The organism is Methylacidiphilum sp. Yel (genome assembly GCF_004421185.1).
Classification (GTDB): domain Bacteria; phylum Verrucomicrobiota; class Verrucomicrobiia; order Methylacidiphilales; family Methylacidiphilaceae; genus Methylacidiphilum.
Map to the genome: position 1 here is coordinate 58,054 of NZ_LXQB01000021.1, position 14,992 is coordinate 73,045.

General features: G+C 41.2%; 12 protein-coding genes. 3 read left to right on the forward strand and 9 right to left on the reverse strand.

The genetic code is table 11. The features are described from left to right. Positions 1-3: 3 nt before the first annotated feature. The 3 genes from infC to lgt form a co-directional block, all read right to left on the reverse strand. Positions 4-630, reverse strand: coding sequence for a translation initiation factor IF-3 (gene infC / locus A7Q09_RS03960; protein ID WP_134390000.1), 627 nt, complete (start codon positions 628-630; stop codon positions 4-6). A 14-nt stretch (positions 631-644) separates the two neighbouring features. Beyond that, entirely contained in the window at positions 645-2,480 is a 1,836-nt protein-coding gene (thrS, locus tag A7Q09_RS03965; RefSeq protein ID WP_134390001.1) for a threonine--tRNA ligase, read from the reverse strand. Positions 2,481-2,602: 122 nt separating this feature from the next. Then, complete coding sequence (gene lgt, locus A7Q09_RS03970; RefSeq protein WP_134390002.1) at positions 2,603-3,442, reverse strand: prolipoprotein diacylglyceryl transferase; 840 nt, start codon at positions 3,440-3,442, stop codon at positions 2,603-2,605. A gap of 199 nt (positions 3,443-3,641) precedes the next feature. On the opposite strand from lgt, the gene A7Q09_RS10435 reads away from it, so the two are divergent. Further along, positions 3,642-3,818: a hypothetical protein gene (locus A7Q09_RS10435; RefSeq protein ID WP_166791917.1), complete on the forward strand. Its 177-nt coding sequence runs from the start codon at positions 3,642-3,644 to the stop codon at positions 3,816-3,818. Between the two features lie 160 nt (positions 3,819-3,978). On the opposite strand, the gene cimA is transcribed toward A7Q09_RS10435, so the two are convergent. Continuing rightward, the gene (gene cimA, locus A7Q09_RS03975) at positions 3,979-5,568 is read right to left on the reverse strand and encodes a citramalate synthase (RefSeq protein WP_134390003.1); all 1,590 of its coding nucleotides are present in this window, start codon (positions 5,566-5,568) and stop codon (positions 3,979-3,981) included. A gap of 89 nt (positions 5,569-5,657) precedes the next feature. Between cimA and hpf the strand changes: the two genes are divergently transcribed. After that, positions 5,658-6,005, forward strand: a complete 348-nt coding sequence (hpf, locus tag A7Q09_RS03980) for a ribosome hibernation-promoting factor, HPF/YfiA family (RefSeq protein WP_134390004.1) — start codon at positions 5,658-5,660, stop codon at positions 6,003-6,005. Between the two features lie 128 nt (positions 6,006-6,133). Here hpf and A7Q09_RS03985 read toward each other — a convergent pair whose 3' ends face one another. The 5 genes from A7Q09_RS03985 to A7Q09_RS04005 are packed head-to-tail and all read right to left on the reverse strand — an operon-like array spanning position 6,134 to position 12,989. Then, positions 6,134-7,864 (reverse strand): M3 family oligoendopeptidase, encoded by a 1,731-nt coding sequence (locus A7Q09_RS03985; protein WP_134390005.1) that lies wholly within the window; start codon positions 7,862-7,864, stop codon positions 6,134-6,136. Between the two features lie 12 nt (positions 7,865-7,876). Continuing rightward, positions 7,877-10,318, reverse strand: a complete 2,442-nt coding sequence (locus tag A7Q09_RS03990; protein ID WP_244228501.1) for a glycosyltransferase — start codon at positions 10,316-10,318, stop codon at positions 7,877-7,879. Then, positions 10,269-11,018 (reverse strand): DUF2334 domain-containing protein, encoded by a 750-nt coding sequence (locus A7Q09_RS03995; protein WP_134390007.1) that lies wholly within the window; start codon positions 11,016-11,018, stop codon positions 10,269-10,271. Before A7Q09_RS03995 ends, A7Q09_RS03990 begins: the two co-directional genes overlap by 50 nt. A 29-nt stretch (positions 11,019-11,047) precedes the next feature. Continuing rightward, positions 11,048-11,773 carry a GNAT family acetyltransferase gene (locus tag A7Q09_RS04000; protein WP_134390008.1) on the reverse strand — a complete coding sequence of 242 codons (726 nt, stop codon included), beginning with the start codon at positions 11,771-11,773 and terminating at the stop codon, positions 11,048-11,050. Beyond that, positions 11,757-12,989 (reverse strand): glycosyltransferase, encoded by a 1,233-nt coding sequence (locus A7Q09_RS04005; protein ID WP_134390009.1) that lies wholly within the window; start codon positions 12,987-12,989, stop codon positions 11,757-11,759. Before A7Q09_RS04005 ends, A7Q09_RS04000 begins: the two co-directional genes overlap by 17 nt. Positions 12,990-13,332: 343 nt before the next feature. On the opposite strand from A7Q09_RS04005, the gene A7Q09_RS04010 reads away from it, so the two are divergent. Beyond that, a complete protein-coding gene (locus tag A7Q09_RS04010) occupies positions 13,333-14,859 on the forward strand; it encodes an outer membrane beta-barrel protein (RefSeq protein ID WP_244228502.1) in 1,527 nt (508 codons plus the stop codon). Positions 14,860-14,992 lie beyond the last annotated feature (133 nt).

Consider the following 14,992-nt stretch of genomic DNA (forward strand, 5'->3'; position numbering starts at 1 on the left):
TTTTTAGGATTTTTCGGTTTTATCCTTTTCTTCTTTCGGTTTTTGCTTATTCGTTTCAACCTCAGAGAGGTTATACTTTAGCAGTCTTTTGTTCGCTGGTAAAGGAATAAAAGTAAGGGAAATATTTCTTCCCGCCAGTTTCGGCTCCTGATCCGTTTGTCCGATGTGTGCTAAGTCTTGAATCAATCTTTTCATCAAATTCAATGCTAGATCCTGATGGGTAATTTCTCTGCCTCTTAAAAAAAGATTGAACTTTACTTTCATTCCCTTCGCCATGAACGCTTCAGCCTGTTTTAATTTTATGAGAAAATCATGCTCATTGATATTCACATGGAGCTGAATTTCTTTGAGCTTTGTTGCCCCTTTTTTTGAATCTTTCTCTTTTTTGGAAAGCGAATATTTATATTTCCCATAATCCAAGATCTTACAGACAGGAGGATTGGCTTGTGGGGAAACCTCGACGAGGTCCAACCCTTGCTGTTGAGCCCTTAGCTGGGCTTCATGAATGGGAAGAACACCTAAAGATTTCCCCGTCGAATCGATCACAAGCACTTCCTTTGCCCGAATAGCATTGTTTATCCTAACGAATGGTTTTTTGTTGTTATGTTGAAAACGAGATGAAGGATGCACAGTATATAGTCTTCTTAGATTCTTCGCTCTTTACACTCAGTTAAGAGGAGAGAAAGAAAAGCCTCTAGTTCCATCTCTCCAAGATTTCCTTTCCTTGCCGTTCTTACAGAAACTCTAGACATTTGTTCTTCTTTTTTCCCAACGATTAGCATATAAGGCACTTTTTCAAGTTGTGCAATACGAATTTTTGCCCCAAGTGTTTCATTTTTTCTATCTAAAGTAACCCGAAATTTATGCTGCTGCAAAAGCGCAGTCACCTTTTGGCCATAGGGGACAAAAGCATCGGAAAGTGGAATGACCCGCACCTGTTCGGGAGCCAACCAAAGGGGAAAATGCCCTTCGAAATGTTCGATCAAAATGGCAAGAAATCTTTCCATCGATCCAAATGGAGCCCTGTGAATAATTACAGGACGCTCTTTATTGCCATCTTCTCCAACATAGGTAAGAGAAAAGCGCAAAGGCAAGTTGTAATCCAATTGCACAGTTCCCAGTTGCCATAATCTTCCAATTGCATCTTTGACAAGAAAATCGACTTTCGGCCCATAGAAAGCGGCTTCTCCTGGTTCCTCCACAAAGTTAATACCCGACTCTTGGGCAGCTTTCCGTAGATCCCTTTCAGCTTTTTGCCAACTTTCCGCACCTCCCACATACTTTTCTTTATCTTCCCCTCTTAATCCTAATCTGGCCTTGGCATCAGTCAGCCCCAGTTTTTCCACTACGACTTTTACAAGCTCCAAACAGCTTAAAAGTTCTGCTTCCACCTGACTTTCCATACAAAAAATATGCGCATCATCCTGAGTAAACCCCCTAACCCGAGTCAGTCCTGAGAGCTCTCCAGACTTTTCAAATCTATAGACAGTGCCAAATTCAGCAAGACGTATGGGCAACTCCCTATAGGATCGGGGCTTAGCAGCAAAAATCCGGATATGCATGGGACAATTCATTGGTTTTAAAAGATAGCCAGAGACCTCCCCTTTTTCTAGCCGATTTGCCAATTCTGCACAACTCATCTGTTTTTGTTCAAATTCCTTAAGTTCAGCAGGCTCTAGGATCGGAGGAAATTGAGAGTCACGGTAATAAGGATAGTGGCCAGAAATCCTAAAGAGATCTAACGAACCAATGTGTGGGGTATGAACCAGCAGATAGCCTCGCCTTTGCAACTCCTCGGTAAGAAAGGCTTGCAGTTCAGCCCTTATGATTGCGCCTTTAGGAAGCCATAGGGGAAGACCTGGTCCCACCTCCTCATCTATCAGGAAAAGTTCCAGTTCTTTGCCAAGTTTACGATGATCCCTTTGTTTAGCTGCTTCAAGTTGCTTAAGATAAGCTTCTAGTTCTTTTTCTGAATAAAAGGCCGTTCCATAGATACGTTGGAGTTGTGGGTTTTTTTCGTCCCCTTTGTAATATGCACTAGAAACATGGGTTAGTTTAAATCCCTTTATCCACCCCGTATCTTCCACATGTGGACCGGCACATAGATCGATAAAATGATCATTTTGATAGAGTGTAATTGGCTCATTTTCCGGAATCGATTCAAGGATATCCAGTTTATAACGGCTTGGAGTTGCTCTTTCAGATAAGGCTCCCAACCTGCCTTTTAAAGCTAACTCTCTAGCCTCTTCTCTTGAGACTTCAATTCTTTTGAAGGGCTGTCTTTCTGCAATAATGCGACGCATCTTTTCTTCTATAAGTGGAAAATCCTCTGGGCTAATCCGGTGGTCTAATTCCACATCATAATAGAATCCTCCTTCCACAGGAGGACCCGCTGCCAATTGTGCCTCTGGCCATATTTCTAAGATGGCCGTCGCTAATACATGGGCAGCAGAATGACGCAACTTTTCCAATGGATTCATCTTTTGTACTTTCTTCCTTCTTTTTTGATACACTCCGGTACACAAACAATCCTGGCTTGAGAACAATTATTTACCAACAGCATTCACTAGCCTAATTCATTCACATCATTAATTTAACCTCATTAATGTTTGCTTACGATCGATTCTTTCTGTGTCTCCACTAACCACTTTTTTCTCATATAGAAAAGAATAAAAGAAAGCAACAGAGTCAGCAAAGAGAGAAGTTGGCCCTGAGTGAGAAAACCAAAATAATAGCCAATGTGCGCATCGGGTTCTCTGAAACATTCGCCAATGATTCGTAGCAAACTATAAAAGAAAAGAAAACCGATCGAAACCGAGCCCGTTGTTTTTATTTGAAAGCGGATATAAATTAACACTCCAAAGAGCACAACCCCTTCCAGGAAGGCTTCATAGAGCTGGGAAGGATGCCGAGGAACAGCCTGTCCATCGACCAAAGGTGCCTGGGGAAATATCACTGCCCATGGTAGGGCAGCCGGCCTTCCCCACAGTTCTCCATTTATAAAATTAGCCAGTCTTCCAAAAAAGATACCTATAGGCGCACACAATGTGGCGGCATCGGCGATTTGAAAAAAAGGAATGTTCCATTTGTAGGAAGCTATGCTAAGGACGATCAGCACCCCTATGATGCCACCATGACTTGACATCCCCCCTTTCCATATTTCAAAAATCGACCAGGGCTCTTGGATGGTGTGAGCAAAATCATACAGCAGGCAGTACCCAAGCCGACCACCGATTAATACGCCTCCAAGGGCAATCCAAAACACCAAATCATCCACTTGACGAATAGAAAGCGGAAGCCAACCCCTTTTTCTCTGCCATCTTAATCCTATCCATAGAAATAAAAACCCAAGGGCATAAGCTAGTCCATAATAGCGGATGCCGATCCCCTCAGAGAATTGAACAAGAAAAGGGCTTAAATGATGAATGTAATAAGCAATCATTGGTTTTTATATAGAGAGCCAACTAAAACATGAATAACATTTTATAGAAAAGACTTTGACTTCCATTCTATTTATTACTAAGATCACTGCAAATTAGCAATCTATAAAGTGTTTGCAAATGTATGTGCTTAAATTTAGCGAAGGGTAGGGAATCTAAACGGTGGAAAATGATTGAAATGTCAACAAGGAGGTTATTGAAATGAAAAATATCACTAAAATACTGTTTATTGTCCTGTCTTTGAGTCTTGCCTTTGGTCCTATTTGCGGAATTGCAAAGCCCAAAGCCGAACAAGTTCAGGACGAATCGAAACCTGAGAAGAAAACAAAGAAACATAAAAAAGAAAAGAAAGAAGAGAAAAAAGAAGAGAAAAAGTGATAGAACTCTTTTTAAACCCACCCCGTTGTGGAATTGCAGCTTAGCTCATCGCCCACTGTATAGATTTTACCCTTCGCCATTTAAGCATCAGGTCCCATAGGCTCTATCACAGCTTACAACCGTCCCTTACCTCTATGATTTAAGCGAAAGAAAATGGCTATTATCCATTTTCAGTTTTTTTCAATAACCAGTATTCTATACTATCGAAGAGAGCCAGCCAGGAAGCCTCAACAATATCATGAGAAACGCCTACGGTTGACCAAATCTCTTTGCCATCAGTTGATTCAACCCATACGCGAATCGAAGAAGCCGTTCCTTCTGTTGAATCAATAATCCGTACTTTATAGTCTTCCAGACGCAGCTGACCGATTGCAGGATAAAATTTTACCAATGCCTCACGCAAGGCTCTATCAAGGGCATGCACAGGCCCATCTCCTTCAGCAACTGTGTAGATCCTTTCTCCATGGATTGATATTTTTATGGTCGCCTCGCAGACTTTGTAATTCTTTGAAGGCAGTTGACGGATCGACACATGATATTCTAATAAATGGAAAAAGGATGGATAAGGAGAAAGGAGTTTCCGCAGGAGCAAGGCAAAAGAGGCTTCAGCTGATTCAAATTCATAACCTTTGGCTTCCAACTCCTTAATTTTATTAAGCACCCGTTGGATATTAGGATTATTCTCTTCTAAAGCAATTCCAAGCTCCTTTGCCTTGAGAACAATATTGGATTTGCCAGAAAGTTCTCCAACCAGAATCCTCCGATGATTTCCCACAAGAGCCGGATCAATATGTTCATAGCTTCTTAGTAGTTTCTGCAAGGCATTGACATGAGTCCCCCCTTTATGGGCAAAAGCAGATCGACCAACAAAAGGAGCCTTTGGATTAGGTCGCACATTAGCAATTTCATCTACAAATAAAGACAGCTCTCTTAGTTCTTTGAGCTTTCCATCTGGAAGAACTTTTTGTCCCATTTTCAGTTCAAGATTCGCGATAACAGATATAAGATTACAGTTACCGGTTCTTTCCCCATACCCATTGATTGTCCCTTGGACTTGACGTGCTCCAGCCTTTATTGCCCAAAGAGCGTTAGCAACAGCCAACTCTCCGTCGTTATGCGTATGAATCCCAATAGGTACCTTACAAATCGAACAGACCTCAGAGGTAATTTGTCCAATTTCCCATGGCAAGCTCCCCCCATTGGTATCACAAAGCACAATGAAATCCGCTCCTGCTTCCTCGGCTTCTTTAATGCATTGTAGGGCATAATCCTTATTCGATTTATAACCGTCAAAAAAATGTTCGGCATCAAAGATAACCTCTCGGCCGTGGGATTTTAAAAATTGGATAGAGTCTCGGATCATAGCAAGATTTTCTTTTTCAGAAGTCCTCAAAACTTCAAAAACATGCAAAAGCCAACTTTTCCCAACGATCGTCACCACAGGGCTTTGCGCTTCCAACAAAAGCCTTATCTGTTGGTCTTCTTCTACAGCAAGCATGGCCCTTCTGGTGCTACCAAAAGCAGCAATCTTTGCTTGTTTTAAGTTCAAACCTTTTACCTGACTAAAAAAAGAAAAATCCTTAGGATTACTGCCTGGCCATCCTCCTTCTATATAGGCTATGCCAAATTCATCCAGCCTTTTAGCAATTCGAAGCTTATCAGAAAGAGAAAAGTGAATATCTTCTCCTTGTGCTCCATCTCTTAAGGTCGTGTCATAAAGCACCAATTGATTTGTTGCAGCCGTATGCATAGTAGAAAAATAATCTTCTCACAAATTGGAAAGAAAGCAAATAGGTTTTGATCTGGACAATATATCTAAAAAAAAGATAAATTATCAGAATGCAAATTACGATTTCATCACCAACCTTAAAGTTGACCGATGCACTCCACAATCATATCGAATCGAAATTTGAAAAATTGACCCGAATCAACGATCGGATTCTCTCTGCCCAATTAAATATCCATCATGAACCTTCTAAGGCCGACATTAGCCATCAAGCTTTTTGTATAAAAGCTAGATTATACATTCCGGGTAAGGATATTGTCGCAGAAGATCGGGGGCATGATCTGTATCAAGCGGTCGATCTTGTAGTCGATAGGCTAGCTAGACAGCTTCGTAAAAGGAAAACGGATTTAACGGACAAATCCAGGAACACAACCAGAGAGTTTAAAGAAAAAGAGAAATAATCCTTTTTGAGCAAAAGAGCTAAGCCAAAAAGACATAGAAAGCAGTGAGTAGCAGGGAGCTATTCATGGCACAGAGCCAAGCCTTTAAAAACAAGCAAAGAAGGAGTTGTTCGGGAGGGATTAGCAATTTATGCCCTCAACCGCAACCATTCCTCTCTAGCCGCTTCGACTAATGGTTTCAATGTCTGAGCACTAAAATCAAAAGGTAGTCCAGCCGCTTGGAAAAGTTCCTTCAGAGGTCTTGAACCTCCTAGAGACAAAGCATAAAGGTAGCGATCAAGGGTGGCTTTTAAATCCTTTTTGGCTGCCATCCAAAAGGCCAAAGCCCCTATTTGGGCAATTCCATATTCGATATAATAGAAAGGCAGCTCGAAAATATGTAGTTGCCTCTGCCACAAATACCGACGGGCTTCCTCATATCCCCTCCAATCAACGGTACCACCGAACCTATCCATCAGCTGCTCCCAGATTCTTCCTCGCTTTTCCCTACTCTTGTCTGGACTGACATAAAGCTCCTGTTGGAAACCATCCACGGTTGCCATCCATGGGAAAAAAAGAATAATGCTTTCAAAAAGTTTTCGATTCGCTCTTTTTAGTTCTGAACTAGAATAGAATTCATCCAAATAAGAGGCAGCAAAAAGTTCCATGGACATGGAAGCCACTTCACAAAACTCTAAGGGTGCTGACCGGTAATCATAGAGAAACTGATCCCTGCAGGCTAGGGAATGAAATGCATGTCCAGATTCATGGAGAAGGGTTTCTAAATCCCTATGAGTACCCACCGCATTCATAAAAATAAAGGGGAGCCGAGCCAAAGGAAGCGTGCTTTGGTAGCCGCCTGGGGCTTTTCCTTTTCTGTTCTCTAAATCAATCAGGTTTTTTTCTCCCAATGTTTTGTAAAAATTCCAGAGTCGCCCATCTATCCTCTTGAAAATATTTCCTACCTTTTCAAACAGTTCCTTCCCATTATGAAAAGGCCTTAAAGGAGGAGCTCCTTCTGGATCGACTGACAAATCCCAAGGTTTTAATTGGTCCAAATTCAGGGCTTTTTTTCTCCACTCTTCGATCTCTTTTTGCAGAGGTAGTACAACCTCTTCTATCGCTCTACCTAATTTTAAACAGTCTTCGGGGGTATAATCAAAGCGTTGATATTTTTGAAAAATATAATCTCTGAAGTTCTCGAAGCCCGCCGATGCAGCAATCTGTGAGCGGATAGATAATAACTTATCGAAAATATCATCAAAAAGCTCTTTTTTCTCTAACCTCTTATGAGCTATGGTTTCCCATACCCTTTTTCTTTTTTCCCTATCCTGTTCTTCAAGATACCGGCTTAATTGAACTAGCGTATATTCTTTACCTTCATACCAAGCCGTCAGGCTTGCAGAAATCTTCTGATATTGCTGGCAGAGCTTTTCCTCTTCGATTTCTCTGGCTACGTTCTCTTCTCTATAAATGGAAAGCTGGCTTAAGACCGATCTTTTAAAAACGTTGTAAGACTCGTCCAGTTCTTTAAAAAAGGGGGTTTCAACTAATTTCTTCAAAATTGCAATCTGGCGCGGTTTTCTTAACGGCTCGATCACGGTGATTAGATAGAGATATTTTTTTTCTCTTTCTTCGTCATCCGTCTGACAAGTCATAGAGATATACCGAATAGCCCTTTGCTCATCGAGTGCTTCCCTCAGTTCATCAAAATAACCAATCCAGCGCTTAAGTTCTTCCAAGCTCTTTACGTTTTTAAGTTCGTTCTCAAGCCTATCGAATAGCCGGTGGAGATTGTTCTCATCGAGTATATCTTGGCCGGGCTCAAGAAAACCTAAGGGTTTGTAGGGAGAAAGATTCAATGCCGTTGGACTGTTCATAGGGTGCTTTTATTAATCTTCGATTTTAAATATTTTCCAAAAATTTTGGAAAGCTGTGCTCCAATTTCTTTCTTGTTTTATCTTCTCTGCCATTTCTAGCTTCGCCTTCCATGAGAGGGGATTATCCAAGTAAAATTCAATGGCTTCAACCCACGCCTTCAGATCCTTTCCTTTACAAACTTTTCCAATATTCAGCGCCCTGACTAGCTCAGAAGGTCCTCCAATATCTGAAACTATGGCAGGCACACCAGAAGCCATCGCTTCAAGAACCACATTTCCAAAAGTATCCGTGGTACTCGGAAAGACAAACAGAAAAGAAGAGGCATACGCTTTACTCAACTCTACTCCTGTCAATACCCCAGTAAACACAGCCTGTGGCAGCAACTTTTGGAGCTCATCTCTAAATGGCCCTTCACCAACAAAGGCTAGAGTAAATTGTTTTCCTTTGTTCCACAAATGATGGGCTACATCGGCTAGAAAGGCAAGTTCCTTTTCTTTTGAAATCCTTCCCACATAAAGAATCACTGGCTCTTTAGCCTTATATTTTTTCCAGAACGATGGATCATAAAAAGAAGGACTAAACATCTCCACATCAATGCCTCGAGGAAAAAGAGAAAGTTTTTCGGCAAGAACACCTCTTTGAATCCAGCATTTTTTATAAAATTCGGTGTTAACCAGAATTTTATTCAACTGACCGTAGAACCATTCCATGTATTTCCAAGTCAACGTCTCCATCCATGAATCATCACTGAGAAAACGAGCATACTGCGGGAAATCGGTATGATAGATACCTATCATTGGAATCTTCAGCAGTTTTCCAGCAAAGAGGGCGCATAAGCCGACAGGACCAGGGGTACTAATGAGTAGATGCGAAAAATCCTCTTTCTTTATATAATCGATTATTTCAAGAATAGGGGGGAAGCTTAATTTTTGAAGTTTATATTCTGGAATTTCGAACTCTCCTATCGGCTCAAAATTTTGTACAGGAATATCCAGTTCTTTGAATTTGCTTCTTGAAATGACCAACTTCAGTTTGGCCTTCGCTTGGAACGCTGTTTTTGCCATAGCTTGTATGGTTCGAGCCACCCCGTTGACATCATCGATCGTATCAGTAAACCAACCTACTTTGACCTCCGAAAGCTCCGCTGGTAGATGATCCAGATAGTCCTTTGCCAATTTTCTTAAGAAAGCTTTGTCGGTGGACTGTTCATTAAAAGCCCAGAAATAAGGAAGGACGGCTAAACCCAACGGGAAAAAGCCAGCTAAGGACTGGAAAGCATCCAAAAAATCCCCTTTTTCTAGCCTCGTGACGAATTGAAGGAAGAATCTATAAGAAAGCTCGTTTACTATTTTAGAAGCTATGCGAAACGAACGACTAATAGGGCTTTCCTTAGAATGAACAATAGTATCGAGCATGTCTTTGGTTTTCGAATCAGTCAAGAAATCAATGAACTGCTTGGTTAGGGTCATCCCATCGGTTATCCTAACATAATTAAAGGCCTGGCCAGTGCGAATTGCCTCAGCAATATGTCCAATTTTTTCTGCAAAAGAAAAGGCGGTTGGATTTTGTCCTTTGACAAATCTTTCGGCAATCTTTCCAATTAGCTCAGCAGTTAAGGGAGCCGTTTGCTTAAGACGGCTCTGAGCGAATTTAAAGAAAGTATTGTAAAATCCGGTAGATAGCTTTAATGGATCCCCTGGCTCTCCCCGGACTCTTCCTTTTCCAGAAAAAAGGGAGTTGAAGAACGTATCAACACTTCTAGCTCCTTGTACTTCCGTCCAGGCTGACCCAACCGAAAGCCCTCCATGGTCATTGGAACCTCCAATAAAAATCTTTTCATGGGCATTAGGAACTAAGGGCAGAAGGCAATGCCGTTGGGAGAGTGTTTCGATCCGTTCTGGAGTCAATGCGTTTAAACAAAGGGTGAGGACTTTCTGAGAAAGTGGTTCTAATGATCCGTTACAGACTTCAAATCCTTTAAAAAGAAGGACCATTTTTTCAAAATGGTCCACGGTAAGTTTGCCATTCACACTTTTTAAAGGATGCGCTACCGCATGGGGAATATTCCTTTTAAGAAGATAGCTGGAAAGTTCGTAGACATTCGAGGCTAGTTCCTTAAAAATCTTGAAATCACTCGTAGGAAAGTGCCAAATCAATAGATGGATCTCACAACCGTCCGGGAAAAAGGTGGATAATTCTATCCCCATAAATACATCCAAATGCCTTTCCATCAGCTCAAGACATCCCTCAATTCGGTTATGATCGGTAATAGTTTTCCAATGCATGCCTTCCTTTTGAAGCTTTCCATAAAGTTCTTGAGGAGACGTACAGCTTTGAGGAAAACCTATCCTTCTTAAAATCCATTCTGAAGGCCTATCTGAATAACTTGAATGAAGATGCAGATCAACTCTTGACCAGGCTTCCATAGGTCTCCGGATGCATTCCAAGTTCAAGAAAATCCTTGATGCTTTTTTCAACCTGCTTCCAGATTGCTGGATAATCACTATCTTCTGGATGCAGCCCTACACGTACATAGCGTTTTTTACTTAAAATGTTTCTCTGTTTTAGCCAGCTGTTCCACACGATGGAAGCAGCCCGGCGCCAGGCCGATCTGTTGGACCAGCAATGAGAGAATGAAAAAATAGAAGAAGTTGAAGGATTTTCAAATAAAATAATGCGATCAATCGCTACCGTATACGCATACCCTACTTCTGGAAGCCACTCTAGCAAGGGAGCATCAAAAAGCCACCCTGGGGCAATGAATCCTCTACTGGACCATCCAAGACTCATAAACATTTTTTTTGCTTCCTCTAGCCGCCTGAAAGCCACTTTTTTTTCAATCCCTAAGAATTCCGCTTCTTGCTGGGTATAAATGCGTGTCCAGAATAACTCAGAAAGTTTATCTGTTCTACCAATCCTATCATGATAAAAACCATGGACGATGGGTTCGTCTCCTAAGCTAGCACAGGAACTTATCCAGGCACAAAAACTGGGATCTTCGATAATCGATTTTTTATGATGATAAAAGGGAACGATGAGTAGCCCAACCTTTTCGATTCCCCATGCAGAAAGACTCTCTCTTTGTTTCTCAATTTTTTTTCTGTTCATGGGATGTACATCATGAAGAGTGACAAAAAGTAGGTTTTCAGCCATATCACCAAATCAATCATAGAAGACTTTCTTTACTTCGAATAGAGCAAAGGCCTTTTCTCTAAGTCTTTTACTACTGTAAAAAGAAAAATCTTCGAAGGATAATGCTCTTTATATTTTGTGACTTCCATACAATTGATCACCTCAAATCCGAACCGATGAAAAAGAGCCGGCTTTCGTCTATCCCCAAAGACAACAATCTGGCCATAGACTTTTCGATGCCCTTTAGATACTAAATAAGCCAAAAAACTATCTATCAGTCTTCGTGTCGTGGTGGGGCTTTTGACTGACTCTAAGAGGTTAATATGAAAATGGGGGCAATCTTTTGGAGCCGGTGGGGTCTCCCTCCATCCTCTAGTGAGCACCCACTGGATATATTTTTTGGTTGCAGCATTATAGGGCTTAAAGAAATAACGATAGAAAGCCTTAAAGAACAGCAAAGGATCATACAAGAGATGATACCAAAATTTCAATCTAGGCTTGCAACAGCCAATAAGATATCCAACAACTTTTCCATTCCTTTCGCACACAAAGGCCGATTCCGGTTCAATGTCTGTATAGTAACGAGTAAGAAAATCGGCGAACAATTCCCTATCCTCAAATACTGGGTCAATAGGCTTCCCTAGGAAGCCAGTATCCGCACAGATAGTTCTAAGTGCTTCCCTATCTTTGCAACAATATTTGCGAATGATCACTTTGTTGGTTGGATCAGAAGGCTCGATGTTGTCGGTAGCTACTTTTTTAGTGGTGAGATTCATCGACGACTTGGCTTTGCAAACATTCTATAATACTTGGCTTTTCTGGCTCAGGAATTTCTCCACCAATCGCTTGCTGATAATACCCCCATAACTTATCAAAGACCTGAGGCCATCCATACTTTTCTCTAGTTTTCCTGGATAATTCCAGTCCCAGCTTTCTCAAGTCTATTGCCTGAAAGGCTTTTATTGCAGCAGCAAAAGCTTTTGGACAATTTTTTTTCGGCCAGTATTCTAGCCCCCCCTCAATCTGCTCCTCCATATTCGTCCCTTGAATCCCGATGACAGGACACCCACAGGATTGACTTTCGAGGGTAACCAGACCAAATGTTTCGACGATGCCAGGATGGACAAATAGATCTGCACAGCGATAACTCCGGCAAAGATCGTATTTTGAATCAATATAAGGAATCCACGTTATCCTTTGGTTCCTCCGCTTAACCTCCAACACAAGGCTTCTAAGAGGGCCATCTCCAATAATTAATAGCCAGTAATTGCTCCCAGCTGTCTCTTCAAGAAGACAACGAAACGTTTCAAGAAGTAAAACAAGATTTTTTTCTTTGGAAAGTCTCCCAACATAAAGGAGAAGGAAAGCATCAGAAGGAATGCCCAGGTGCTCTCTCCAGCTTTCATCCTTTGGACCAGGACAGAAAATATCCGTATCTACTCCTAAGGGCAGAGGCACAGAATTAGCTAATCCCCAACTTCTAAGAAGCCCACACAGTTTATAAGAAGGGACAATGGTCAATTTAAATTTTGAAAAAAGTTCGAGGATGTAGCTTTTTGAAAAACTTCTAAACATTTGCTCCAACAGTCTCCCCCCGTAGCGAGAAAAAGTTCTAAGATAGGCTTCTGGGAAATGGCTATGATAAAAGCCAATCACAGGAATTTTAAGCCTTTTTGCCTTTCGTAAGACAAACCATGCTAATTGATAGGGATCACCGACTTCGATAATATCCGGTTTTATCTGTTCAAGAAGAAAGGATAGGGCCTGCAGATTGAGCATCGCTCTGTATCTGGAGTTCTTATCTAACCTGGGAGACTTAATGGTAATGAGGTGGATCAAATGATCTGAATAATGGGCGTCATTTTCCCCAGGAACAATTAAAAAATGCTCGTCTTTTCCAATGCGTCGAATATGATCCTGTTTTTCAGAAAGATATCGTTTCACTCCCCCACTGCGAGGCGAATAAAACTGCGTTATGTCGCATATTTTCATCTATTTATTTTTTCTTCCTATCCGATCCCCATTATCATTTCTCTCAATAGAAATTTGCTTTTTCCTCTCTCTAAATCAGAGCCATATAATGGCCCTAATAGGAAGAAAGTCCATTACAAATCCATAAAATAATAGTCAGATAAAAAAAATTTTCCATCCTATATATATTGTTTTTTTTGAATAGTTTTTAGGACTTTACCCTAGCTTCTCCTCTGCTGAAGCTCTCTATAAGAACGTTTATCGGAAGAAGAGAGCAATAGCCCATGCTTTTCAAGCCTCCTTGGAGAAGGGCTGGCATGGCTACTGAAAGGTTGCAGCTAAAAGGGAAGAAAAATACCTATTCATGGCATCTCTTTTGCTTATAATCCCTAAGCAAAAGACAATATTTGAATGTTGTTTTTCTATAGAATTTTTTAATAGAAAAAAATTGCCTTTGGTTATACCTTGCACAAATATCAATCAACGTTTCTTGTGTGCCTTTTCTTTCTTTAGGACTTATAGAACGATTATCCTTTTGATTTCTTTTTTTGTTGGTTCAAATCCCTTCGCCTTTTCTGAGGATCTACAGCCAGGAAGTGTGGCTGAATTACAAAAGGCTCTAGAAGAAGGAGGCATCGCTGTAGAAACCAAGCCTCCCGTCCTTTCCCTTACTGGCTACTTAGACACAAGTTATACCTATAATTTTATTTCGGCTCATTCAGGAGCCAACAGAGCCATGACGGCTCAAGTTCCTACACGTATGGAAAGCGATAGTATTGCGGGAGGCGGATGGAATTTGAATCAGCTTTATCTGGTAGCTGAAAAACCAATGTCTGAACTGAATGAGTGGCAGGCTGGTTTCAGGACAGATCTTATGATTGGACAGGATGCTGCATCCATGGGGATGCCTGATAATATTACTGGTTTAGGTACTGTTAATAACTCTGGTCTTGTCTTTAACACCGGTTCTTTTCTTTTAGCTCAAGCCTTTGCCCAGTTCAGAGTTCCAGTAGGCAATGGGTTGGATATAAAAATGGGGAAATTTATGTCGCCTTTTGCCTTTGAGCTGATGGAAAGACCCGCAAACCTCAACTTTTCTTATGGGTTAATATTTTCAAATTTGATTCCCGAAATTTTAGTTGGGATCGAGGCGATCTATCCTTTGTCAAGTGCTTTTGAACTAACCTTGGGGATAACCGATGGAGGATTCAACACATCTAGAGGCGGCTATCCTTTTTTCGGTTTTGTGAACAATGAACCTTTTTCTTCGCTATTTATTGCTTCTTTAAAATATGAAACTCCAAAAAAGAATGCCCTATTGACTTCCTCTTTGCTCTTTGGTCCGGATGGAGCAAATCCTCCCGGCTTTGGTTTCTACCCAGATTTTCCTGGAACTGGCGTATTCAGAGAAAGCCCATTTAATCGCTCAGCCCCTTTTTTTCTTGGGGACATTTATGGGGCATGGATCCCTCAGATAACCAAAGATAGACTCCTTCTGGCTATTGAATATACTGGAGGCTTCTATAATGGAGGAATAAGCCTGCCTAACGATCCTTTCATTCAACCTGCTTCTTCGGATTGGTTCGGAGCAAGTTTTTGGATGAAATACCAATTGACAGCATTTTTAAGCATTGCCTTTAGACAGGATTGGATCCAAGCAAGCAATAATGAAATACTCTACCAGCATGTTGGCAGAACAGATATCTGGAGTTCGACCCTTACCTTCCGATTTGATCTATGGGAGAACTTAATGATGCGTGCAGAAGGAAGAATGGACTGGGGGAAAGATGTTGTTGGAGTTATCCTGGAACCTTTGGGACTTCCTGGTGTGCCTGTTTCTAACGGCCCCGCTTTCTTTGCAGCCATTGAAGTTGCCTATCTGTTTTGGTAAAAAGTTAAAATTTCTGCTTCTTGTCCTTCTTCTCTTATGCAGTAGGTTTACCATCCATCGCCGTAATGCCCCTGCCTTCAGGCATGGGGATATAAGGCGATAAATTATAGCTATGTGTAGTATAATTATGTAT

Excerpts from the sequence above, each read along its gene's own strand:
- thrS (WP_134390001.1), bottom strand. The coding sequence starts at position 2,480 with ATGAATCCATTGGAAAAGTTGCGTCATTCTGCTGCCCATGTATTAGCG.
- lgt (WP_134390002.1), bottom strand. The coding sequence starts at position 3,442 with ATGATTGCTTATTACATTCATCATTTAAGCCCTTTTCTTGTTCAATTC.
- A7Q09_RS10435 (WP_166791917.1), top strand. The coding sequence starts at position 3,642 with ATGAAAAATATCACTAAAATACTGTTTATTGTCCTGTCTTTGAGTCTT.
- cimA (WP_134390003.1), bottom strand. The coding sequence starts at position 5,568 with ATGCATACGGCTGCAACAAATCAATTGGTGCTTTATGACACGACCTTA.
- hpf (WP_134390004.1), top strand. The coding sequence starts at position 5,658 with ATGCAAATTACGATTTCATCACCAACCTTAAAGTTGACCGATGCACTC.
- A7Q09_RS03985 (WP_134390005.1), bottom strand. The coding sequence starts at position 7,864 with ATGAACAGTCCAACGGCATTGAATCTTTCTCCCTACAAACCCTTAGGT.
- A7Q09_RS03995 (WP_134390007.1), bottom strand. The coding sequence starts at position 11,018 with ATGGCTGAAAACCTACTTTTTGTCACTCTTCATGATGTACATCCCATG.
- A7Q09_RS04000 (WP_134390008.1), bottom strand. The coding sequence starts at position 11,773 with ATGAATCTCACCACTAAAAAAGTAGCTACCGACAACATCGAGCCTTCT.
- A7Q09_RS04005 (WP_134390009.1), bottom strand. The coding sequence starts at position 12,989 with ATGAAAATATGCGACATAACGCAGTTTTATTCGCCTCGCAGTGGGGGA.
- A7Q09_RS04010 (WP_244228502.1), top strand. The coding sequence starts at position 13,333 with ATGGCATCTCTTTTGCTTATAATCCCTAAGCAAAAGACAATATTTGAA.